Source organism: Paenibacillus cineris (genome assembly GCF_018333335.1).
GTDB lineage: Bacteria > Bacillota > Bacilli > Paenibacillales > Paenibacillaceae > Paenibacillus_AQ > Paenibacillus_AQ favisporus.
Genome location: NZ_BORU01000001.1, coordinates 3,305,241 through 3,328,458, shown reverse-complemented (window position 1 = coordinate 3,328,458; position 23,218 = coordinate 3,305,241). Strand labels below are relative to the sequence as shown.

The window sequence follows — 23,218 nt, the reverse complement described above, 5'->3', positions numbered from 1 at the left end:
CGAAGGAGGCGCTTAAATGTTGGAAATTTTGCTATACCTGGCTATTATTTTGCTCGCTACTAAACTGCTTGGGGACTTGTTCGCCAGGCTCGGTCAGCCTGCTGTTCTGGGAAAGCTGCTTGCTGGCATTCTTGTCGGTCCCGCTGTGCTCGGCTGGATTCATCCGAATGAATTTATATCCATTTTCTCTGAAATCGGCGTCCTGCTGCTGATGTTTATGGCGGGTCTGGAAACCGATTTGGAACAGCTGCGAAAAAATTGGAAGTCGGCGTTCGCCGTAGCGGTTGGAGGCATTATACTGCCGTTTATCGGCGGCTATGGAGCCGCATCTGTTTTTGGCCTGAGCAATAACCAGGGACTTTTCCTGGGCTTGCTGCTTTGTGCTACTTCGGTTAGCATATCCGTTCAGACGCTGAAAGAAATGGACCGGCTGAACACAAAGGAAGGCACGACGATCCTGGGTGCAGCGGTTGTGGATGATGTCATCGTCGTCGTCCTGCTGGCTGTGATGATGAGCTTGCTTGGCACGGGTCACGACATCTCCCTTGGCCTGCTCATTGGCAAAAAGCTGCTGTTTTTTGTCGTAGCCATCGTTGTCGGTTGGCTGGCCGTCCCTTGGTTCTTGAAGTTATTTGCACCTCTGCGCGTAACAGAAGCCGTCATCAGCGGAGCGCTTATCGTGTGCTTTGCCTTATCGTATTTTGCCGATCTCATGGGGGTAGCCGCCATTATTGGCGCTTTTGCGGCGGGCATCGCCGTTTCCCAGACTCCTTTCAAGCATGATGTGGAGGACCGTCTGGAGCCGGTGGCTTATTCCATCTTCGTCCCCGTATTTTTTGTCAGCATCGGTCTCAACATTACGTTTGAAGGTGCTGCTAATCAACTGCTGTTCATGGGCGTCATTACAGTCGTGGCCGTTCTGACCAAACTGCTCGGAGGCGGGCTGGGCGCCAAGCTCACCGGTTTTAACGGCCGCTCATCGCTCGCGATCGGGTCGGGAATGATTTCTCGCGGAGAGGTAGCTCTCATTATAGCGGCAACAGGTCTGGAGTCCGGACTGCTGCAGCAGAAATACTTCACCTCCGTTGTCATTGTTGTGATTTTGACGACGCTTATTACGCCGCCTTTGTTGAAGATGTTATTTTCGGGCGGAAGTGGTACGCATCGCTATACTCAATCGAATATGGGCTCTAGCTATGACGACAAATAAGCAAAAACAGAAGAGACTGGAAAACTATTGTAAGTGTTAAAATAGGGAGACGAGAATATATCGCAACTAGTGGACAGCGAATACAAGAAAGGAGTATTGAATATGGCACGCGTTCTATTTATTAATGCCGGGTCCGAAGGGCATATCAATCCGACGATTGGCGTTGTCCAGGAGCTGACCTCACGCGGGGAAGAGGTTGTGTACTTTTGCATCGAAGCTTATAGGGAGAGGTTGGAGAAAGCGGGAGCGGTCGTACGCACAATTGACGACCAGAAATTTATCAAAGCCTTTATCTCCGGCGGAAGAAACTATTTGCTGGAAAGGGTCAACGGTCTCTTGCTGACGGCTGATGTCGTGATCCCCAGCGTTCTTGAACAGATCCAGGGAGAGCATTTTGACTATATCATCCATGACTCCATGTTCGGCTGCGGACGTCTGCTGGCGGAGATTCTTAAACTTCCCGCCATCAGCTCTTGCAGTACTTTTGCAGAGTCCAAACCATCTTTCGACCATACGATGGAACAATTTTTCAACGATGTCCCTGAAGAGATCACTAAACCGATCAACGATACGTATCAAAGCCTGACGGCCATGATCCAGCAAAAATACGGCGTCGAGATCCATTCTCCTTACGAGGCGTTTTGTAATCCTGCATCACTTACGATTGTCTATACAGCAAGGGAGTTCCAGCCGGGAGGGGAAACATTCGATCCGTCGTATAAATTTGTGGGTCCATCCATCACTTCGCGGTCCATGGAAGATGACCTTGACCTTTCTGAAATCCAGGGGAAAAGCCCGATCTACATTTCACTGGGCACCGTCATGAACCAGGCGCTGGATTTCTATAAGCTTTGTTTTGAGGCATTTGGAAATTCCGATCATACGGTTGTCATGTCGATCGGGAGTAAGACCCCGATATCCGATTTAGGAGACATCCCGGATCATTTCATCGTCAAAAGTTATGTTCCGCAAACGGAAGTGCTGCAGCACGCCCAGCTATTTATTACACACGGCGGGATGAACAGTGCCCATGAAGGCCTTTACTTCGGGGTACCGCTCATTGTCCTCCCGCTCAGCGCGGATCAGCCGGTCATCGCGGGGCAAGTCGCCCGGACCGGTGCGGGCGTGATCTTAGACATGCAGAGCTTGACGGCCCATCAGCTGCGGGAAGCGGCAGACCTGGTATTGAGCCGCGGTTCTTTCAAGGAAGCAGCCGCAAGGATGGGCGAATCCTTTCGCAAATCTGGTGGTTACCGGCAAGCGGTCGATGATATTTTCGAATTTAGAGATCGGCATTCGGACTAAGGCGAAAGATCTCCGTTTATCCGCTGCGGATGGAGCGGCAAAATATGATCGTAAAGCAAAAGGTCCCGGAATTATTCCGGGACCTTTGTTGTTTCCGTGGTCAGACTTCTCTTGAGCCGGACCAAAGCATCGACGTTCCGCGTCGTAATGGAGGCGATTCCCATACTTGCGAACCGCTCCATCAATGTCTCCTCATTGACGGTCCAGACGAAAACCGGGAGCGAGCGGGCTGCAGCCTGTTCCAACAGTTCCTCCCTGACCAGCTGGTACGGAACATTGAGGCCGATACAAGCTGCGGCAGCTGCATCCTCACAGGTACGACGGACTGCATCCGTATACTCTTGGGTTAGAAAAAGCTCCGTGTCGACATTGAGCAGCTTTCTAAGCTCCGGATGCGTTTCCTGTACAAGCATGGCCCGGTCGGGTCCGCAGCCTGTCAGCAAGACTTGGTCCGCCATCTTGTAGTGATGAATGAGCGCCGCAGCCGCTTCGACGCTGTCATCGGTTTTGAGATCCAGATTCGCGGTGATACCGGCAGCCTGGACCCTGGCCAGCATCTCATCCAGCCTTGCGATCGTCATCGTCCCGGATTTGCCGGCGTAGTCTACGCTGAGAACCAGCTCCTGCAGTTCTGCCATACTCATTTTCGAAATATGAATGAGCCTGCCGTCTTCCGTCCGCCATTCATCGTCATGGGCAAGCACGGCGATCCCGTCCCTGGTGACCCGGATGTCTTCTTCAATAATGTCCGCACCAAGCCGGATGCCGGTCTCGATCGAGGATAGCGTATTATCGAGCGTATCCATACAGCCGCTGTGTGCCGTGATCAGTGGAAATGGTGCTGTCATTGCGCGGTTTCACCTCCCGGTTCATCAAAATAAATGGGGTTGGTAAAGGCAATCATCGTGCGGACCCCGCGGATTGTTCCCCACAGCTCCGCACGCACCCACCGCAATCCTTCGCGTGAAAGCGTCACATTGCAGCCCTTGCTATCTGCAGCATAGGGGAGTTCAGATACCATACCAAGATTGCTGTGAAAGCGCAAGGTATAGATTTGTTCCGGCAGCTCCCAATGCTCTTTCCGTGCCTCGAAATCGGCAGCTGCCTGCAGTTCGATCGTGTGATCCGGCGAAGTTCCTTCTGGGACGGCATCCCCTATGCCGTAAAGTTGGCCGCCGAAATGGACGCCAAGATCGAGCCGCGGACCAAGGGTGACGGAGGCTCTTCCAGCGGAAAGGGCGGCGACCGCCTTGTCGGTGATCGAGCCACCATGCTCTTCCATAAGCAGATACGTGACGGACAGCGGTTTATCCGTCTGTTCCTGGCGGTGCCAATCCCGGCCGGAAGTCGCCGCGATCCGGAAGCCTTCGTTCAGCTTGTCGGTCCAGAGGCGAAATGCGCGGGCGTTGTTATTTTTCAGCGGGGCAAAGGTCGTGGACCACACTTCGATATAATCAAGGTCATTCCAGTCGCGGAGCTCGAATTCCCAATAGCAGCCAGTGCACATGGGACTGCCGGGGCGAAATGGGTGGGCCATGCCGGCGATACCGCCTTGCTCGTGCACCCGGGCGAGTCCAGCGTGAATGTCACCAGGACCTACCGGACGCCAGTCGATATAGTCCTTCACGCCAAGCGTCACCATATGTCCGAAGAAGGTGGTCCATTCCATGCCTTGAATGATGTTCATGCCCGTCTGCTGCTCAACTGCCTCTTTATTCCATAAGCCGGACATCGTGTTGTGGTCCGTCAGGGCGATGCAGTCAAATCCAAGAGCTTTTGCGCCCGCAGCCAATTCTTCCAGGCTCTGACTTCCGTCACTGTGGAAGGTATGGGTATGAAGCTCACAAGCCATCCAGTTCATCCATGGTCCTCCTCATGCCAAATTTGCAGCGAGTAGCGGCAGTCGTCCGTCACGACGGCATGCAGGCTCAGGGTAACCGTCCACATGCCGGCTTGCAGCGCCCCTTTGCTCAGACCGGGAGACGATTCAAGCCCGGAAATAAACAGATGCTGCTCCGGATCATGGCGGTGGGCAGCCCCACGGTGACCGGACGGATCGTCAACGGACAGCGTAATCAAATTTTTGAGCGGAAGGTGGGACTGCCATTTGGACTTGGCCTGTTCCCTGAGTTCATCTTCGACATATCGATCAAGGCCCTGCTCAATCAGCATTTTCGCCTTGGCGCCATCCTCTAGATTTTTCGGATTATAGGAAAAGTCGATTTTCATCCGCCCTCCGGTTTTGGCCAGAAAAAAACGGTAAGCGATATGCGTCTTGGAGCACTCCGGCGTTACAGCTCCCTGTACGTTAACGAGTAAAGTATTCATGATGAACGCACGCTTTCTTCTTTGATCATGGAGCGGATATAGAAATATCCGACAAAAGAGCAAAGCAGGAAGGTAAAGAAAGCTGTGGCCGCCGCCAGCTGGCGGTCTTGAAACACACTGAAAATTTGCTCCATAGACACGCCCAGCATTTGCGGCGCGTTGGGTCCAATCAGAAAGGGAGCGGTGAAGGAACCGATCACACCCATAAATACAAAGGTAAGGGCGACGAGCAGCGTCTTGAACGTCAGCGGCAGAATGAGCCGGAAAAAGATTCTCATCCGTCCGGCCCCCACATCCTTTGCGCTTTCAATGACTGCATCGGGTACGCCGGACAAAGCCGAGCCCAGCAGCATCGTCGTAAACGGAATATTAAACCAAAGATTCGCGAGAATGATGCCCTTCATGTCAAATATAATCCTTGGAAAGCTGTCCGTACCCAGATGGTACAGGATCCTTGCCATCCAGCCATGGTTGCCGAGAAGCTGAATCAGGCCGTAAGTCGCAATGACCGATGGGATAAAGATCGGTATCATGTAGGTGCGCCGGATCCACCGTACCGCAAAGCCGTTATTAAACCGCATGTACACAGCCAGCGAATAGCTGATAAGCAAAACCAGGATGGAGGAAACAATGGTAATTTCCAAGGTGAAAATAATGTTGGAGCGCATCAATTTGTCCGTGAACAAATAGGTGTAATTGGATAAATCATACCCGCCTTTATCATTCTTCAAGCTTTCGCGGAGTGAACTAATGATCGGGATGACGACAATCAGCACCAGCACGAGAAAGGAAGGAAGGACCATGGAAATGCCCAGGATCCCTCTTTTGAATGATTTACTCATTGTGCAGCCACTTCACTTTGCCAGCGTTTGTTGATGTCTTTGTCCAGATCGCCAATGTTGAACGAACGGAATCCTTCGGAAGCGCCTTTAAAGGAATCCTGAACCTCCTGAGACATGTTCGTCAGCTTGATGCCCGGGAAGCCGTGCATTTTATCGACGACGACATTCTGGGCTTCAGGCGACAGCACAAAATCAAGGAATTTGTAAACAGCGTCTTTCTTCTCGGATAACTTCGGTACCATCAAGTAAGTCGGACCGCCGTTAAATCCAGGTGTGATTTGCGTGATTTTTGTCGTTTCCGGGAGCTGTCCTTTGTCCAGCTGATCCAGTACCATGTCGGACCAGGCCGGAATCATGTCGACTTCGCCGCTCGTCAGCAGATCAAGCGTGCCTTGGTTTTTCTTCGGATAGATGCCCTTGCCGTACATGTATTTGCCCAGATCCTTCAAGAGAGAGAACCCTTGATCCCATTGGCTTTCAATGCTGGGATCCGTGTTGTGAATCGCGTCTTCGGGCAAAAATTTATAGATGCTGGTTGTGACGAAGGAGCTTCCTGCACCGCCTGTCGACGGATCGTTGTAGGCAAACCGCTCCGGATGGCTGCGGATCCACTCATACACTTCGTCCAGCGTTTTCGGCACATCCTTGACAGTTTCGCTGTTATAGGCAAGGACAACCGCCGAGGAGCGATAAGGGATCGCGAGGTTAGACACATCGTTCAGCGTGTTTTGGTCCACGTTGTTCAAATTCGGAATATGGTCCGTGCTTAAATTGTCCCATAAATCGTCCTTTTGCCCTTTGGTCACTACCCCGAGGCCATCTTCAAAGAGGTCAATATCACCCGAGCCTTTGCCGGATTGCTTCGCGGCAAGGATGCGGTCATAAGTCGGCTGCGCTCCGGTACCCGACGGCACGTAGACGGCTTTAACCTTGATGTCGGGATTCTTTTCTTCGAACATCGGAATCAAATTTTTCCACAAATCGTCCACGTTCTGCGATCCGGAATAATAAAACGAAAATTCGACCTGTTTGCTTGACGTACCTGTACCTTCAGCAGCCGAACTCGCGCCACTGTCCTTACTGCTACCGCAGCCGGACAGCAGGGAGGCCGCAAGGACAAAGGAAGTAACAAATGCAAATGCCGATTTCTTATTCAACATGGAAGTAAACCCTCCTATAAGTTTGTAAAGTTGGTTGATTCCAATTACGCTTTACGGATACGCGATAACCTTCGCAAACTGAACGGAAACGGACTGCCCGTTAGACAGTTCATTGATTTGATCGCGCGCCTGGAAGGCGCGGATGGTGCCATAACCTTGTACATCGACGGAAACTTCGGCATAATGCCCGAGGATCATGATTTGTTTGACTGTGCCCGGCAGACCGCTGCCGCCGGCCTGATCCAGAATTATATCTTCCGGCCTTACAGCAACCGTGACATTGCCCGAAAGACGGGAGGGGTTCGGGAAGCGGATAGAACCAACCGTAATTTGATCTGCGTCAATCACCCCCTTTACGAAGTTCATTTTCCCGATGAACTGGGCTACATAGAGCGACTTCGGCGCATCGTAGATCTCCTGGGGGGAGGCGATTTGTTCAATGTTGCCGTGATTCATAACGACAACCCGGTCCGAAATCGATAATGCCTCTTCCTGATCGTGGGTGACAAAAACCATGGTCAGGCCGGTATTGGCCTGGATTTCCCGCAGTTCCTCGCGCATCTCGTGCCGAAGCTTCGCATCCAGTGCCGAGAAAGGCTCATCGAGCAGCAGGACGGCGGGATTCAGCAGGAGCGACCTGGCAACGGCAATCCGCTGCTGCTGGCCTCCGGACAGCTGTGCTGGGAATTTGCTGCCTGCTCCCGGAAGACGAACCAGCTCCAGCACGTCCTGAATCGCTTTTTCCCTGTCCTTTTTTTTGATTTTGCGGATTTTCAGGCCAAACGCGAGGTTATCATGGACCGACATATGCGGCCACAAATTGTAGCCTTGAAATACCATGGAGGTTGGCCGTTTCTCCGGTGGAACCTTGACCACGCTCTTTCCTTCGATCAAGATGTCTCCCGAGTCCGGCTCCAGAAAACCGCCGATGCTGCGAAGCACGGTTGTTTTCCCACATCCGGAAGGCCCGAGCAGGGTGATCAACTCTCCTTTCTGCACGTCCAGCGAGATATCCGATACGCCATCGCCGGTTTTATAGCGTTTGGACAGGTTTTGAATCGATAACTGAATGTTCATAGGGACCTCCTTAATACATCTATCGCTATCTATTTATTTGATCTGGAAACCGCTCGCCAGCACGTCCGCACTGACGAAACGCTGGGCAGCCACCAGCAGAATAATGGAAGGCGCTGTTAAAATGATGGAGAACACCGCGCCGGCATACGCCGGGTAATCGCTGATGATCGAATACATGACGATCGGCATCGTTTTGAAATCGGGAATACCGACCAGAAAGGTGCCCTGAGCTTCATCGAGGGAATTCAAAAAGGTGAAGATCGAAGCCACCAGAATCCCGGGCAGGGCCATGGGCAGCGTAATGCTGCGGAACACGCGGAACGGGCTGGCGCCGACGTCTCTCGCAGATTCTTCCTGTGCCGTATGAACGTTCCGGAACGCGGAAGTCGGGATCCAGGTCATGAACATCAGCACATTAATAATGTGGATCAGGATGACTCCAGCCAGCGTGTTCATCAGACCAAACTTATAGAACAGCACGGCGATCGACACGTACAGGCCCATTTTGGGGAAAGCATGGGTGAGGAGGAAGGAGAACAGGAAAAAACGGCTTAACGGAAATCGGATCCGGGCAAATGCGTACGCTGCCGGGATGCAGAGCACGATCGATATGCCCGTCACCAGTGCTGCGATCACAAAGGATAGCCCGATGGATTTGGCGATGTCCTGCTGCTGAAAGACGAAGGTCCACCATTTGAGCGACCAAACGGAGGGAAGCAGATCGGGATAATTCCATTTGCCTGTGAAGGCCAGAATCGCCAAATTGAGCAGCGGCCCCATAAAAAAGATGACAAACACGACAAGTGCAACAAATTCAAAGATTTTCTTTGGTCCGATGGCTTTGAAATACCAGCGCATGGATCAATCTCCTTTCGATTTTACTTATATGGATTTAAGTAGATTGACGAATAATCAGTTCGGGCACCAGCTCAATATCCAGCTCGTTAACCGGCTGCTGGTCAATCAGCTTGTCCAGAAGGGTGCAGGCGGTTCTGCCCATCGCTTCCGTGTCCACCTTGATGGTCGTTAGGGAAGGGGTATAAATGGAGGCGACATCGATGCCATCAAAACCGATGACAGCCACTTGGTCCGGAATGCGGACCGATTGCTCAATCAGAAATTTCATCGCACCGAGCGCAATCATGTCATTCGTCGCAAAGAGGGCCGTATAGCCTCCCGACTTGAAATCAGGCCAATGCTGCCGCATCATTTCGTATCCTTGCTCAAAGGTGGATGCCTGCGGGTAGGCGAGCGATGACGGATCGAGAGGAGATCCAATTCCATTCAAATAATCGCGAAAGCCGTGCAGCCTTAAATAATGGCTCCGGTGGGTCTGCGGTCCGGCCAACACGAAGATTCGCCTGTGCCCTAGACCGGTCAAATATTCGGCTGCCATCATGCCTCCGTCCTGATCCCGGTTAACGACATGCACCACTTTGTCGACATCGGTAGATCCGTTCACCATGACGTAAGGAATGCCGAAATTGTGAATATAGTCGATCACATTTTGCTGCAGCCTGCTGATCAAAATGAGTCCGTCCACGCGTTTCTCCAGCATAAAATCGGCGGATCGAAGCGACATCTCATGATCCGTCGTCACAAAAACGGAATAGTTCATGCGGGCCGCGGTCGCCAGAATGGCATCCACAATTTTGCCGTAAAACGGGTGGGAGGCAATCGGGTATTCCCTGCGGTAAATCAGGACTCCGATGTTGTGCGTCCGCTGGGATACCATGGCCCTGGCTACAGCGTTCGGCTTATATTGCAGTTCTTCAATGACTTTAAGCACCGCGTCCCTTGTTTCCGGGTGGATATACCCTTTTCCCGAAATGACTCTGGATACGGTTGACTTGGACACCCCGGCTAGCTGGGCAATTTCCCGGATCGTATGACTCATGTCTAACCCCGCTTTCTGAATGTGAGACCGTTCCCACATCCCAAGATTAACTCGTGAATGTAAGCCGCGTATGAAACGAATTGGCGATCATTATAAAAGCCAATCTCGATGAAAGCCTTTTAATAATCCATATTTAGGGAAAATGACATTAGAACCGCTTCGTTAAGCTTTACATCCGGAAGGAGCAGCATCGTGCCCGGAACGCTTCAAGGCCCAATACATGAATGCTTAAGCTCATTTCGGTTCGATCCGGAACGAGAGGAGCTGGCTAAACGTGGAATTTGTAAAATGTCGAATTGTAAAACATTCGTAAAATGGATTTCTGTTGTCGTGGAACCCATTCGATCGAACCAAAACCGTCGAAATGGATCATTCAAAGAGAAGCCATAGGCTTCCCTTCTATGAATTTGTAGACTGGTTCGCATTTGAGATGGTGAAATGAAAGTGATATGAAAGGGGGAGTTTACTCTTTGAAAATAAGCATGCTCGGGTAAAAGGGAGAATAAAGGAACGATAGCAGGGGAAGGGTGATGAAGACGGGTTGTATAATGCTGCGAAAAGAGAGAGGGGAAGCATCTAAATTTATCGGATCTCATTGTGGTAGGAGGCGACTTGATGGTTTGTTACCAGGTGCAGTCCTCTGCCGACTGTAGGGAGTCTTGAAGAAAATGCTTTGCGTCGTCTAATTTTTTCTGTAATTGTTCAATTTCATTCATTTTCTCTTCGATGATTTCCAACTGTTGTTCTCGCGCAAGTTCTTTTCGGGAAAGGATATCCTTAATCTCATGAATCGAAAAGCCGGCTGAGAGTAATGATTTTAGACTCATTATGAATGGGATTATTTGTTCGTCATAGGCCCGGTAATTGTTTTCATCTCTTACCATGTAGGTCTCCGGGATAATCCCCTTTTTTTCATAGTATCGGAGGGTTGAAATCGGCAAATCCACCATTTTGGAAACGTCGCTAATCTTCATCGAAATCACGCCTAATCCTTTCTTGCTATGAACTATAGTTCATAGTTTATGCTTTCCTCATGATAACTTAATAAATTTCAAAGGGTCAAATGAGTTATCAGAATAGACATCAGAAAAAGAGGAGAGGTATCCATATGACCACTACGATGAATAACAACGATTTTACCCATATTATGAAAGGGAGACGTTCGATTCGTGCCTATGACCCCGCTTTTAAAATATCCAGAGAAGAGCTTAAAGAGATCATTGAAGAAGCTGCCACAGCTCCATCTTCAGCAAATTTGCAGCCTTGGCGCATCGTTGTCGTTGAAAGCGAAGAAGGGAAAAATACGCTGCGGCCTTTGATCCGCTTCAATACCCAGCAAAATGACACATCTTCTGCCATGCTGCTGATCTTTGGGGACATGAAATCGTATGAGTATGCGGAAGAGATTTTCAATACGGCGGTGGAACAGGGGAAAATGCCGCCGGAAGTCCGGGACCGGCAATTGGAAAGCATTCTTACGATCTATCCTACGCTCCCTAAAGAAGTTGTAAATGACATTGTAAAAGTGGATAGCGGATTGCTGGCCATGCAGCTCATGCTCACCGCCAGAGCTCATGGTTATGATACCAATCCCATCGGTGGATTTGAGACGGATCAAATCGCAGCTGCTTTCGGATTAGATCCGGAAAGATATACTCCGGTACTCATTCTTGCCATCGGTAAAGCGGAAGAAGAAGGGTATGAGTCCGTTCGTTTGAGCGCTGATCAGATCACCTTTTGGAAATAAGCAGTTTATGTTTTGCCCTAAAATAAACAAAGGCCTGGGTTATGAATCCAGGTCTTTGTTTGTTAATATGAATGAGAACGGATGGAGATCTGACCCAGGCAGAGAACATGGATGGAGGTGAATTTCATGATGATTCGGGGGCAGTGCACCTGCCCATTAGAGGTTGTCCATGACATCATCAAAGGGAAATGGAAAACGATGATCATTTATCAATTGAAAGACGGAAATACGTCCCTGGCCCAACTGGAACGGGATATTGACCAGATCACTCAAAAGATGCTGCTGCAGCATCTTAAAGAACTGATTTCCAGCGGGATCGTGGATAAAATCAAAACGGAAGGGTACCCGCTGCATGTAGAATATTTTCTGACGGAGCGGGGAAGAAGGCTGTTGGATGCGGTACTCATTATGCAGGAGATCGGAATAGATTATATGGTGGAACGGGGACAGACGGAGCTTCTGGACCGCAAAGGCATCCCATACCCACAAAAAAGTGGGTAATTCACCATTCATGATACCGATATTATAATGCGGTAAGAAACTACTCTTACAAATTAAAGGAGACCATGACCCATGAATACCGCATTCATAATGGTAGACATTCAGAAGGATTATTTTAAAGGAGGCCGAAACGAGTTATTCCGTGCTGAAGAGGCACTAACCCATGCGCAGGAAGCTTTAACTCTGTTCCGGGGCAAGAAGTTACCGATCGTTCATATTCAGTGTATCCTGCTAGAGGACGACGCCACATTTTTTCTTCCCGGTACGGAAGGGATTCAACCGCATGAAGGCATCTTACCCGAGCCTGGCGAAAAAGTGATTGTAAAGCATACGCCGGACAGCTTTTTCCAAACGGAATTACAGCAGCATCTTGAATCGCTGAATGTAACCCGGTTAGTCATTTGCGGCATGATGAGCCACATTTGTATCGATTCTACGGTAAGAACCGCAAACCGTCTGGGATATGAAGTTCTCGTGCTTGATGATGCCTGCACAACCAGAGATTTACTCTGGGATGGTACCGTGATTCCTGCACAAACCGTTCATCATACGTTTATGGCATCCTTGGACGGCACTTTTGCTCAAGTGATCCCAACCAGCAGTCTCTACGAGCGGATCTAAGCTTCATACATAGACTTTAATTAGTCGACACGTACAATAGATTCAAGGGGTTACCAAAAATATTCTCTATTAACCTACCCATGGCCCAAAAGCTTGAAAAAGCGTGGTCCATGGGTATTTTTTTGTGCCCATTTTTCCCGGATGATCCGTTGGTTTCTAAAAATTGTAAGAAAATCTATATATCATGTTTAATTTGCGAAGTGTTATGTAACCGCTGTCATTTTATAATTTTCACAGAAAGGAGGAAAGGAAAAAGAGAAGGACTAGCCATGTAAAGCGCAGCAGAGCCGAGAGAATCCAATGGCAGACGGTTGTAAGGTGCAAAAAAACATGAGGAGGCAGTTTATGTTGAAACGGAGCAAAAAATGGTTAACGGTCGTTCTTGCAGCTTCCATGAGTCTTGGGTTATTTGCAGCTACCTCAAATGCAGCCACGACGGACTATTGGCAAAATTGGACCGATGGCGGGGGCACGGTGAATGCCGTCAACGGATCCGGCGGAAATTACAGCGTGACCTGGCAAAATTCCGGGAACTTCGTTGTCGGCAAGGGCTGGAATACCGGATCGCCTAACCGGACGATTAACTATAATGCCGGCGTCTGGGCGCCGTCCGGAAATGGATATTTGACGCTCTATGGATGGACGAGAAATTCCCTCATTGAATATTACGTCGTGGACAGCTGGGGAACTTACCGGCCAACCGGAACCTACAAAGGAACGGTGACGAGTGACGGGGGCACCTATGATATTTATACGACCATGCGGTATAACGCGCCATCCATTGACGGCACACAAACCTTCCAGCAGTTCTGGAGTGTCCGGCAATCGAAAAGAGCGACCGGGGTCAATTCTTCCATCACGTTCAGCAATCACGTCAACGCATGGAAGAATGCAGGCATGAATTTAGGCAGCAGCTGGGCTTATCAGGTATTGGCAACGGAGGGATACCAGAGCAGCGGTAGCTCTAACGTAACCGTGTGGTAATCAGCATGAAGCTGCTTTTCATAAGTTATACACTTTAATCAATCCAGACATGTTGAAGGCCGTTTGCCATCAGACGAACGGTCTTCGACGTTGACGGATACCGGCATCGGCCCGCCGCGGTCTGTCTTTTTCCTATTCGTCCTAAAGGAGAAATCCCTATGAGAAAGCTATGGGTTTGTATTTTACTAGCAGCTATGTTTTTGGCCAGCGCTTGTTCACAAGAAGAAACGGGCAAGCAGGAAGATATGGTGTACGTTAAAGGCGGGACTTTTAAGAGCAGTGGCTCCAACTATACTGAAACAAGCATGACCCTTTCAGACTTTTATATCGGCAAATACGAGGTTACACAAGCGGAGTGGGCCAACGTCATGGGCGGCAACCCCTCAGCATTCAAAGGCGATCAGCTGCCGGTAGAGATGGTAAGCTGGTATGACGCCGTGGAGTATTGCAACAAAAGAAGTATCCAGGAGGGCTTAAAACCGTTTTACAACATAGACAAGGATCGTAAAGATCCGAACAACATAAACGAAAACGATCAAATAAAATGGACCGTAACGGTCAATCAAGGCGCGAACGGTTACCGGCTGCCTACAGAAGCAGAGTGGGAATATGCCGCAAGCGGAGGTCTGGAGGGCAAAGGTTTCAAATACAGCGGAAGCAATAAAGCCGAGGATGTCGCATGGTATTGGAGAAACGCCGGGGATAAATATTTATCAGGGGATTGGAACTGGCCGGTCATTGAGAGCAATCATAACCGGACAAAACCGGTCGGTACCCGGAAATCCAACGAGCTGGGTCTTTACGATATGTCCGGCAATGTAAGGGAATGGTGCTGGGACTGGTATGGCGACAGCACGGTTCGTCAAGGCGGTTCCTTCCGGGTTGTGAAGGGGGGCGGCTGGATCGGGGATATCAGCAACACTGAAGTTTCATTTCGAGGCAAATTCGATCCCAACGGGTACGGACCCGATCAGGGTTTTCGTGTCGTCCGCGGGAAATAGGAGGGAAAGCCCTCTTTTTTTGTTGAGGAGCCAACCGCCTAATTCTCCGAAGCATTCGTCATGGAATAGATCACTCGGACCTGGGCACGTGTCATGCGTCTCCCGCATATGATATGCATGTCATGGGATTCAAACGACAAACCAAAAAGAATTGAGGGAGATCCAACATGAACAACTCCATGCGTGCGGTGTGGCCCAGGGAGTTACGTGACCCGAGCGGGACCCGCTTCGATTCCGACAAGGAAAACAAAGATGCAGCCGTCTCTCGGGATCCGGACCGGGGATTGACGATGGTCATCGATAAAGGCCTCGGCAGAAATACGTTCGCAGATGTGATCGAAACCGCCTCACCTTACATCGACTGTATCAAATTTGGATTTGGAACGGCACCGCTGTATAGGACGGATATGCTTCTGTATAAAATCGACCTTGCCAAACAGCACGGCATATCCGTAATGACAGGCGGCACTTTGCTGGAAATTGCCGTTCAGCAGGGTATCGTGCCTGCGTTCTTTGATACGGTGTGCAATCTTGGTTTTAATGCGCTCGAAGTATCCGACGGTACGATTGAACTGTCCCGCCAAAAACGCACGGAGCTGATCCAGGAAGGAAAGAAGCGCGGACTGCGGGTCTTTTCCGAATTTGGAAAGAAGCTGTCCGGTTCCTTGATTGATGCCGCTATTCTTGCAGATACTGTGGAATTGGATCTGGCTGCAGGCGCCGAATATGTAACGGTCGAAGCCCGCGAGTCGGGAGTCAGTGTCGGCATTTTCGATAAACACGGGGAATGCAGGGAAGATGTGGTGGACGACATCCTCAAATTCGTTCCGGATCACCGGACACTGATTTGGGAGGCGCCCCTTAAAAACCAACAGGCCATGCTCCTGCGCAAATTCGGATCCAATGTTCACCTGGGAAATATCGCTCCGACCGAAGTCATGGCTCTCGAGACACTCCGGCGCGGACTTCGCCAAGACACGTTTGAGTTCGGCCTCAAGGAGAAAACGCCGGATGAATTTTGTTATATGATTTAAAAATGACTGCGGCCGCGTAAATCGCGGCTTGTTTTTTTGTGAGGACATCTCTAAATCCTATAAAGACCATAAAAAATAATGAACAATCTCGACAAATCCGTTCAGTATGAAACAAATCCCGTACATTTAACAATTGCATGTTCGTTCATGGGAATTATAATGGAAGTCGACGATGAGCGCTTACATAACAATCCGAAACGGAGGCCTGATTTATGGATTACATGAAGCTTGGTAATACGGGGATGGATGTCTCGCGGATATGCCTTGGTTGTATGAGCTTCGGCGAAGTGCAGCCGGGAGGGCATCAATGGGTGCTTGATGAGGAGCAAAGCCGCCTGATCATTAAAAGGGCGCTGGAGCTCGGGATCAACTTTTTTGATACAGCGAATGTCTATTCCGGGGGAACCAGCGAAGAGATCACTGGACGCGCATTAAAGGATTATGCGAATCGGGACGAGATTGTCCTCGCTACCAAGGTCTGGGGGCGAATGCATCCAGGCCCCAACGGTGGGGGGCTCTCCCGGAAGGCGATCATGAGCGAAATCGATAAAAGCCTGAAAAGACTAGGCACCGACTATGTAGATCTTTACATTATCCACCGCTGGGATTACAACACGCCGATTGAAGAAACGATGGAAGCCCTGCATGATGTAGTGAAGGCCGGAAAGGCAAGATATATTGGTGCTTCCGCCATGTATGCGTGGCAGTTTCAAAAGGCGCTGTATACGGCAGAGAAACATGGCTGGACGCGCTTTGTCTCCATGCAAAATCACCTGAACCTCATTTATCGCGAAGAGGAACGGGAGATGATGCCGCTGTGCAAGGATCAAAAAATAGCGGTGACCCCTTACAGTCCATTAGCATCGGGAAGGCTGATCCGCGATTGGTCGGAAACGACGCATAGATCGGAGACCGATCAAGTCCAAAAATCCAAGTACGATGCGACGGCGGATGTAGACCGGCTGGTCGTAGAGCGAGTAGCCTCGATTGCAGAGAAACGCGGTGTACCCCGTATCCATATCGCGCTAGCCTGGCTGCTGCAAAAGGAATCGGTAGCTGCTCCAATCATAGGGGCGACGAGAATCGGCCAGGTTGAAGATGCTGTAGGTGCACTATCCGTTAAATTATCTCCGGAAGAGATTGCATTTCTGGAAGAACCGTATGTTCCGCATCCGGTCGTTGGAGCGCAGTAAAAAACGAAAAGGCAGCTCACTTGCTGAGCTGTCTTTTTTTTGTGTGGATCAGTGGATTTCGGCAGACATCCAACTAGTTGCTGTTCGATCCCGTTAAATAAGTATAAGATTATTTTTTCTGATGAAGGGATGGTAGGAAATGAAGAAATGGTTATGCCTGATCATAACAGGAGTCGCAGCTTGGAGTATCGGAGCAAGTGCCCTTGCAGATTCCGCACCCACAATTGCAGCAGAGCCGAAGGGCGATGTAGCGAAAATGTAAAGAGTCAAGCACGAAATGAAATTTGATCTTCAAGGGAGAAAGGCAACGCTTGATGGGAAGGTTATATCTGCAGAAAAGCCAATCTTAAAAGGAGGACGTGTATATGTGCCACTCCGTACCCTCCGGCAATCTGGTGCGGCGGCCAACGTGACCTGGAATGCCGATAAAAGGGAGGTACAAGTCGTAGTCCATCCTGAGCTGCTGTCTACATTTAGCCAGCTAACCTTCCGAATTGGCTCGGAGGACGTATACCGTCCGGACGGAAAGCCGATCGGTGAAAAATTCCGGCACCGTTTCTATCTTCGGGAAAAGCTTATGTACCGATTCGGGCGTTATCCTGGCTTGGATTGGCGGTCTCAACCGTGAATGACACAGTGAGATGGAACTGGAGCGATAAAGTTATAGAGGTGCTAAATCCGGAATGGGAGACGGATGAAGCCAGCACCACATTTACCATGCTGTATCAGAAGGATATGTACACTCCGCAGTATATGTTCTCTATCGGCGAAGCGGGTTGGCTCGGAGGCACAGGCAAGCTCACGCAAAAGGATATATCCATGGATGGACGGTTGTATAACCGTATTCAGTTTACAGTAAGTTTGCGCCCCGGTCCTAACCCCGTAATGCTCACAGCAAATTCGGCAGGCAGCAAGGTAGTTACAGTGAGGAGGAATGTAACAAATGCCTCGCTGCCAGTCACAATCATGGGTGAAGGGAAAGAAAACATTGCCTTCACCAGTCCGACTCAAGGCTATATTCTTGCAGAACCGAATCAAAAGATAGATATATCGGGAGATATCCTGCAGCATAACGACCTGTATGATAAGCTGACCGTGAGTGTCGAACAGTATCAACAATCAAGCGAGGATGCGTATCTGCAATATGAAAAGGTGAAAAGTATTGAGCTGCCCATTAAGGACCAAGCATTCGCAGGTTCGTTTACTTTAAGCGAGAAGGGCAGCTACCTGATCAGAGTACTCAGTCCTGCCTATATTTCTTCCGTAGAATCCAGGCAAATGATGACACAATGGGCTGAATTCGTTGTCGACGTGGAATAGTGAATCGGCATAAACCAAGAGACGCGGCTCCTTTTGCACGATTCATAGACTTTCTTCGGGAAATGAATGGTACAATACGAATGGAATAAATAGAAATGATCACGAACGGAAGGATGTTAGCCATGAGCGAATCGAATCAGGAATATATCGTCATCTCGGCTGCGAGGGAAAACAATCTCAAAAACGTTTCCCTGCAAATACCCAAACGGAAAATTTCGATATTCACCGGGGTATCCGGATCAGGCAAATCATCGATCGTTTTCGATACGATTGCCGCAGAATCTACGCGATTGTTGAATGAGAATTTCAGCATGTTTGTACGGACGTTCCTGCCCAAATATCCGCAGCCGGATGCGGATGCGATCGAAAACCTGAGCATGGCTGTCATAGTCGATCAGAAGCGGCTGGGCGGAGGGTCCCACTCCACAATGGGAACCATTACCGATATTTCACCCATACTCCGGCTGCTTTTCTCCAGAGTGGGTCAGCCTTATGTCGGAGGAGCGAACATGTTCTCGTTTAACGATCCGCAAGGCATGTGTCCCGAATGTAACGGAATTGGCCGCAGCCTCGGCGTCGACATGAGCAAAGCGGTGGATATGTCCAAGTCGCTCCGGGAAGGGGCCATTATGCTGCCGGGATATACAGTGGACGGATGGGAATGGAACATGCTCATCCAGTCGGGTTCCTTTGATCCGGATAAGAAGCTCAGCGACTATTCGGATGAAGACTTGGATCTGCTGCTGTATGGCAAGGCAAGGAAAGTGAAAATGGATTTCGCCGGTAAGGCAACCAATATTACTGTCGAAGGCGTCATTGAGAAGTTCACCAACAAATACATCAAACAGGACGTGAAAACGAAGTCCGAGCGCACGCAGCAGACCGTTGCTCCGTTCATGACCGAAGGGCCCTGCTCCAGCTGTCACGGCGCAAGGCTTAGTCAAGCGGCGCTGGGCTGCAAAATTAATGGACACAACATTGCGGAGCTGTCTTCCATGGAAGTCGGGCATCTCATTCGCGTAATTCGCGAGATTGACGATGCCGCGGCGGCGCCGATGGTCAAGTCGCTGACGGAACGGCTGCAGCATCTGGTGGATATCGGCCTTGATTATTTGACGCTGGACCGTGAGACAGATACCTTATCCGGCGGAGAGTCGCAGCGCGTCAAAATGGTGAAGCACTTGAGCGGGAGCTTGGTAGATGTCACTTATATTTTCGATGAGCCCAGTGTCGGACTCCATCCTCGCGATGTGCACCGGTTAAATGAGCTGCTTCAGAAGCTGCGCGACAAAGGCAACACGGTGCTGGTGGTTGAGCATGATCCCGATGTCATCAAAGTAGCGGATCATATCGTCGACGTCGGACCCCATGCCGGCAGCCGCGGAGGAACCATCGTCTATGAAGGAAGCTACCCCGGTCTGTTGGAATCCGGCACATTGACGGGAACTCATATGAAGCGTCAGCTCCAGCTCAAGCAAGATTGCAGGCAGCCATCCGGCAAGCTGTCCATCCGGAATGCCAATCTGCATAACTTGAAGAACGTAAATGTCGATATACCAACCGGGGTTCTGAACGTTATAACCGGCGTCGCCGGCTCTGGGAAAAGTACCCTTATTAACGACGTATTCCTCAGTCAGCATCCGGACGCCATCGTCATCGACCAATCGGCAATCGGCGTGTCGACACGCTCAAACCCTGCGACCTATACGGGCATACTGGACGATGTTCGCAAGGCATTTGCTTCCGCGAACAAGGTGAGTCCAAGCTTATTCAGCTTTAACTCCAAGGGGGCCTGCGAGAATTGCCAAGGGCTGGGCGTGGTATACTTGGATCTATCATTCTTCGAAAGCGTGAAGCTGCCATGCGAAGTCTGCGGAGGGAAACGGTTTAAGGAAGAAGTGCTCGAATACAAGCTGAATGGCAAGTCCATAGCCGAAGTGCTGGAGATGACGGTCGAGCAGGCTTTGGAATTTTTCCAGATCAAAGAGGTCGTCCGCAAGCTCCAGGCCATGAGTGACGTGGGACTGAACTACATCACCCTCGGCCAGCCGCTCAGCACGCTCTCTGGCGGGGAATGCCAGCGTATCAAGCTGGCTAGCGAGCTGCACAAGAAAGGCAGCATCTACGTGATGGACGAGCCGACGACCGGCCTGCATATGTCGGATATCGGCCACCTGCTTGGGATCATGAACCGCCTGGTGGATACCGGAAATACAGTGATCGTCATTGAGCATAACCTTGAAGTGATCAGCCAAGCGGACTGGATCATCGATATGGGACCGGACGGAGGCAGCAAGGGCGGACAGGTGGTGTTCGAAGGCACGCCGCAAGAGATTATCCATGCGGAGCAGTCGATCACGGGAAAATACTTGAGGTAACCATCCAATAAACAAACGACGGCTTGATTATAAGGTATTCAAATCACATCACAGCAATGGGGAGGTGGCAATCGGTGTTAAGTGAGAACAACGAAAATAAACTAAAGCGGGTCATCCATGAACAGCAATTCGGGCATGCATTGGATTATCTAATGGAGACCGTTCGCCAAGGCATTCGTTTGAGCAAAAGTAGGGTAGAAGATTACAAGGCAGCCGGATGTTCCAGGATCGGTGGTGATCCGGATCTCCCGGCTGATGTGGAATGGCCTGTGGATTCAAAGGGAACTCCCATGACGTTCCTTGCCCAGCTTAGGCTGCGTGAGCTGATGGGTTATGACGAAGCTTCCCGACTTCCGGCAAACGGCGCGCTTTATTTTTTCATTGGAATCGATGAACCGGCCTATGACATTGAGCATAAAGTGCTCTATTTGCAGGAGGAGCAGCTTCAAGCAGCGCAGCGGCGGCATGCACCGGAAGTGACGGCACTCGAAGATGCATTTACGGGTTATCAGGTGTCGGCAAGGTCCACTCTGGAGCCGCCTAATTACGGTTATGTGGATTACGAACAGGTGGAAGACGATGAGCATGATTACGAGCATTACGAGGAGCTTTGCTTCGAGCTGACCGGATACAGCTCTATTGACCTGGCGACGATGTTCGGCTATCCCGGAACTCAGCATGGCGATTGCGAATACGAAGCGGCACTGAAGCTGTTGACCGGCGAAAAATACAACTATTCCGAAACGGAGGCGCTGAAGCAGATCACCCGGCACCTGAACGGTGATTCGGATCGGGCGAAGCAGGAAATCAGGGATACCCTGTTGCTGTTGGCACTAGATTCGGACGATGATGTAGGTTTTTGCTGGTGGGATGCCGGCGAACTGCAGTTTTTCATCCGGAAGGAAGATTTGATGGCCGGCAATTTTGATCGTACATACTGCTCCCTTTATTCGAGCTAGGGTGCAGCGGTTCGAGTAGAAAAAAGCATGGAAGTTCCGAAGAAATGACCCAATCCTACCTGCAGAAGGCTGCGCACCGCACGTCGACGCATAAAGATTTTAACGATGAGGAAATGGCAAATTTAAAGGATATGCTTACCCGATTGCAGTAATAATATAAGCCAATACTGAATACGCACTATAAAACATCAAGGAAGGAAGTACACATCATGATCATCGTTCATGCCAAACTTGACATCTTGCCGGAGCAAGAGGAACGCTTTTTAAAGGAAGCCGATAGCCTGCTTGCTGCTACCAGAGCGGAAGAGGGGAATATCAGCTATGAATTGTTCAAATCCGTGGAGCAAGAACACTATTATACAATGGTGGAGATTTGGAAGGATTTTGGAGCCGTTCAGGCGCACAACAGCAGCGGCCATTTCCAGGCATTCGTACAGACGGCCAAAACGCTGCTGGCTTCTCCAATGGAGTTGAAAGTTTTTCAGGGCGAGCCTGTGCAGGCTTAACGAAAGCGAAGTGAATCAATCCCTAATCTCCCCAATGTGGAGGTTGGGGATTTTTTGTTATCTGTTAAAATGTCATTCAGCGGCAATCCCTTACAAAGAGACTTCCTCCGCACTCATTTCAACGGTATACTTTTGGAAGAATACGGTTTGGAAGGAGTACCTCATCTTGGCAAAATGGGATAATATGCTGTCCATCCTTTGGATGCTTAAATCCAGAAAAAAGCTGACCGCCGCGCAAATAGCGGATCAATTGGAGATCAGCGTCCGGACGGTTTACCGCTATATCGATGCATTAAGCGCCAGTGGCGTTCCGATTGTTGCTGATTCAGGGCATGACGGAGGGTTCTATATATTGGAGACCTTCAGGGAAACGCCTTTATTTTTTCGGTCGGTAGAACTCAAGGCGATCGTAGACGCATCGAAGTTTGCGAAGGGGGTCGGGTATCCGTATACGGATGAACTCGAGCAAGCCCTGGAAAAAATCGAACACAGTTTGAATGAAGAACAAATGCTGGATCTGCAGCGTCTGACGAGCGGCTTCAGTGTAATCTCTTCCGCGTCCCATCCGGGTATTGTTCCTATGCTCCGGCAGTTGGAACAGGCCATTTTGGACGGACAGACGCTTCTCATCGCTTACCGTAAAGAAAACTCCGATTCGGCCAAAGAGCGGAGTATCGATCCCTATGGGTTGACCTTACGCAGAAACGAATGGTATCTCATCGCATTCTGCCACCAATCTTCCGAAATTCGGACTTTCCGTGTGGACCGGGTCGAGAGTGTATTCCGGACGGAAGCCTTTTTCACCATGCCGGAGAACTTCTCGACAGAGGATTATTTCCGCGAACAATCGCACAAGGAGCGAGAAGCGGAAGGACCGATGGTGTTAATCCGAATTGAAGGTGATACGAGGAGTCTGGATGCGATATGCAGCCACTGGCATATGCATCACTATTTGACGGAACGTACCGACGCCGAAGCGCGGTTCCTCATCGACACCCCAACGATTGACAAATATCTTCCGAGATATCTGCTTACCTTTGGAACAAGCATCCGGGTGTTGGAGCCGATCGCGTTGAAAAATCAAATCAAAGCAATGGCCAGTCAAATCGCCGAACTGTATGCGGATGATGAAAATTGAGCTTCACTGACGGGGGC

The 23,218-nt window shown here is 50.1% G+C and carries 24 protein-coding genes; 15 read left to right on the top strand and 9 right to left on the bottom strand.

Going from position 1 to position 23,218, the window contains the following annotated elements:
• The first annotated feature begins 19 nt into the window (after positions 1-19).
• On the top strand, positions 20-1,210 hold the full coding sequence (locus tag KI379_RS15475) for a cation:proton antiporter (protein ID WP_212984751.1): 1,191 nt from the start codon (positions 20-22) through the stop codon (positions 1,208-1,210).
• Between the two features lie 102 nt (positions 1,211-1,312).
• Positions 1,313-2,515, top strand: coding sequence for a macrolide family glycosyltransferase (locus KI379_RS15470; RefSeq protein WP_212984118.1), 1,203 nt, complete (start codon positions 1,313-1,315; stop codon positions 2,513-2,515).
• A gap of 71 nt (positions 2,516-2,586) precedes the next feature.
• On the opposite strand, the gene KI379_RS15465 is transcribed toward KI379_RS15470, so the two are convergent.
• The 9 genes from KI379_RS15465 to KI379_RS15425 all read right to left on the bottom strand — a co-directional run bounded on the left by KI379_RS15465 (position 2,587) and on the right by KI379_RS15425 (position 10,793).
• Positions 2,587-3,363 (bottom strand): glycerophosphodiester phosphodiesterase, encoded by a 777-nt coding sequence (locus tag KI379_RS15465; RefSeq protein ID WP_212984117.1) that lies wholly within the window; start codon positions 3,361-3,363, stop codon positions 2,587-2,589.
• Positions 3,360-4,376 (bottom strand): CehA/McbA family metallohydrolase, encoded by a 1,017-nt coding sequence (locus tag KI379_RS15460; protein ID WP_212984116.1) that lies wholly within the window; start codon positions 4,374-4,376, stop codon positions 3,360-3,362. The genes KI379_RS15465 and KI379_RS15460 overlap by 4 nt, the downstream gene beginning before the upstream one ends.
• Positions 4,373-4,843, bottom strand: coding sequence for a hypothetical protein (locus KI379_RS15455; protein WP_212984115.1), 471 nt, complete (start codon positions 4,841-4,843; stop codon positions 4,373-4,375). Before KI379_RS15455 ends, KI379_RS15460 begins: the two co-directional genes overlap by 4 nt.
• A complete protein-coding gene (locus tag KI379_RS15450) occupies positions 4,840-5,685 on the bottom strand; it encodes an ABC transporter permease (protein ID WP_212984114.1) in 846 nt (281 codons plus the stop codon). The genes KI379_RS15455 and KI379_RS15450 overlap by 4 nt, the downstream gene beginning before the upstream one ends.
• Positions 5,682-6,845 carry an extracellular solute-binding protein gene (locus tag KI379_RS15445; RefSeq protein WP_089547722.1) on the bottom strand — a complete coding sequence of 388 codons (1,164 nt, stop codon included), beginning with the start codon at positions 6,843-6,845 and terminating at the stop codon, positions 5,682-5,684. The genes KI379_RS15450 and KI379_RS15445 overlap by 4 nt, the downstream gene beginning before the upstream one ends.
• 51 nt (positions 6,846-6,896) lie before the next feature.
• A complete protein-coding gene (locus KI379_RS15440; RefSeq protein ID WP_212984113.1) occupies positions 6,897-7,922 on the bottom strand; it encodes an ABC transporter ATP-binding protein in 1,026 nt (341 codons plus the stop codon).
• Positions 7,923-7,955: 33 nt separating this feature from the next.
• Complete coding sequence (locus tag KI379_RS15435; RefSeq protein ID WP_076164462.1) at positions 7,956-8,780, bottom strand: ABC transporter permease; 825 nt, start codon at positions 8,778-8,780, stop codon at positions 7,956-7,958.
• 34 nt (positions 8,781-8,814) lie between these two features.
• A complete protein-coding gene (locus KI379_RS15430; RefSeq protein ID WP_212984112.1) occupies positions 8,815-9,819 on the bottom strand; it encodes a LacI family DNA-binding transcriptional regulator in 1,005 nt (334 codons plus the stop codon).
• Between the two features lie 623 nt (positions 9,820-10,442).
• Entirely contained in the window at positions 10,443-10,793 is a 351-nt protein-coding gene (locus KI379_RS15425) for a helix-turn-helix domain-containing protein (protein ID WP_212984111.1), read from the bottom strand.
• Between the two features lie 134 nt (positions 10,794-10,927).
• On the opposite strand from KI379_RS15425, the gene KI379_RS15420 reads away from it, so the two are divergent.
• The 13 genes from KI379_RS15420 (at position 10,928) to KI379_RS15360 (ending at position 23,201) form a co-directional block, all read left to right on the top strand.
• Positions 10,928-11,566 (top strand): nitroreductase family protein, encoded by a 639-nt coding sequence (locus KI379_RS15420; RefSeq protein ID WP_212984110.1) that lies wholly within the window; start codon positions 10,928-10,930, stop codon positions 11,564-11,566.
• 126 nt (positions 11,567-11,692) lie between these two features.
• Complete coding sequence (locus KI379_RS15415) at positions 11,693-12,067, top strand: winged helix-turn-helix transcriptional regulator (RefSeq protein WP_212984109.1); 375 nt, start codon at positions 11,693-11,695, stop codon at positions 12,065-12,067.
• A 72-nt stretch (positions 12,068-12,139) separates the two neighbouring features.
• Complete coding sequence (locus KI379_RS15410) at positions 12,140-12,688, top strand: cysteine hydrolase family protein (protein WP_212984108.1); 549 nt, start codon at positions 12,140-12,142, stop codon at positions 12,686-12,688.
• A 345-nt stretch (positions 12,689-13,033) separates the two neighbouring features.
• Positions 13,034-13,672, top strand: a complete 639-nt coding sequence (locus KI379_RS15405) for a glycoside hydrolase family 11 protein (RefSeq protein ID WP_076164478.1) — start codon at positions 13,034-13,036, stop codon at positions 13,670-13,672.
• Between the two features lie 158 nt (positions 13,673-13,830).
• Positions 13,831-14,673 carry a formylglycine-generating enzyme family protein gene (locus tag KI379_RS15400; RefSeq protein ID WP_076164480.1) on the top strand — a complete coding sequence of 281 codons (843 nt, stop codon included), beginning with the start codon at positions 13,831-13,833 and terminating at the stop codon, positions 14,671-14,673.
• Between the two features lie 167 nt (positions 14,674-14,840).
• Positions 14,841-15,707, top strand: coding sequence for a phosphosulfolactate synthase (locus KI379_RS15395; protein WP_212984107.1), 867 nt, complete (start codon positions 14,841-14,843; stop codon positions 15,705-15,707).
• A 212-nt stretch (positions 15,708-15,919) separates the two neighbouring features.
• Entirely contained in the window at positions 15,920-16,900 is a 981-nt protein-coding gene (locus KI379_RS15390) for an aldo/keto reductase (RefSeq protein WP_212984106.1), read from the top strand.
• A 277-nt stretch (positions 16,901-17,177) separates the two neighbouring features.
• Entirely contained in the window at positions 17,178-17,528 is a 351-nt protein-coding gene (locus tag KI379_RS15385; protein WP_212984105.1) for a stalk domain-containing protein, read from the top strand.
• Positions 17,525-18,220: a hypothetical protein gene (locus KI379_RS15380; RefSeq protein ID WP_212984104.1), complete on the top strand. Its 696-nt coding sequence runs from the start codon at positions 17,525-17,527 to the stop codon at positions 18,218-18,220. Before KI379_RS15385 ends, KI379_RS15380 begins: the two co-directional genes overlap by 4 nt.
• 122 nt (positions 18,221-18,342) lie before the next feature.
• Entirely contained in the window at positions 18,343-20,598 is a 2,256-nt protein-coding gene (locus KI379_RS15375; protein ID WP_163875707.1) for an ATP-binding cassette domain-containing protein, read from the top strand.
• A 74-nt stretch (positions 20,599-20,672) separates the two neighbouring features.
• Positions 20,673-21,557 (top strand): DUF1963 domain-containing protein, encoded by an 885-nt coding sequence (locus tag KI379_RS15370; protein ID WP_244879304.1) that lies wholly within the window; start codon positions 20,673-20,675, stop codon positions 21,555-21,557.
• 209 nt (positions 21,558-21,766) lie between these two features.
• A complete protein-coding gene (locus tag KI379_RS15365) occupies positions 21,767-22,063 on the top strand; it encodes a putative quinol monooxygenase (protein WP_212984102.1) in 297 nt (98 codons plus the stop codon).
• 166 nt (positions 22,064-22,229) lie between these two features.
• On the top strand, positions 22,230-23,201 hold the full coding sequence (locus KI379_RS15360; RefSeq protein WP_076164495.1) for a helix-turn-helix transcriptional regulator: 972 nt from the start codon (positions 22,230-22,232) through the stop codon (positions 23,199-23,201).
• Positions 23,202-23,218 lie beyond the last annotated feature (17 nt).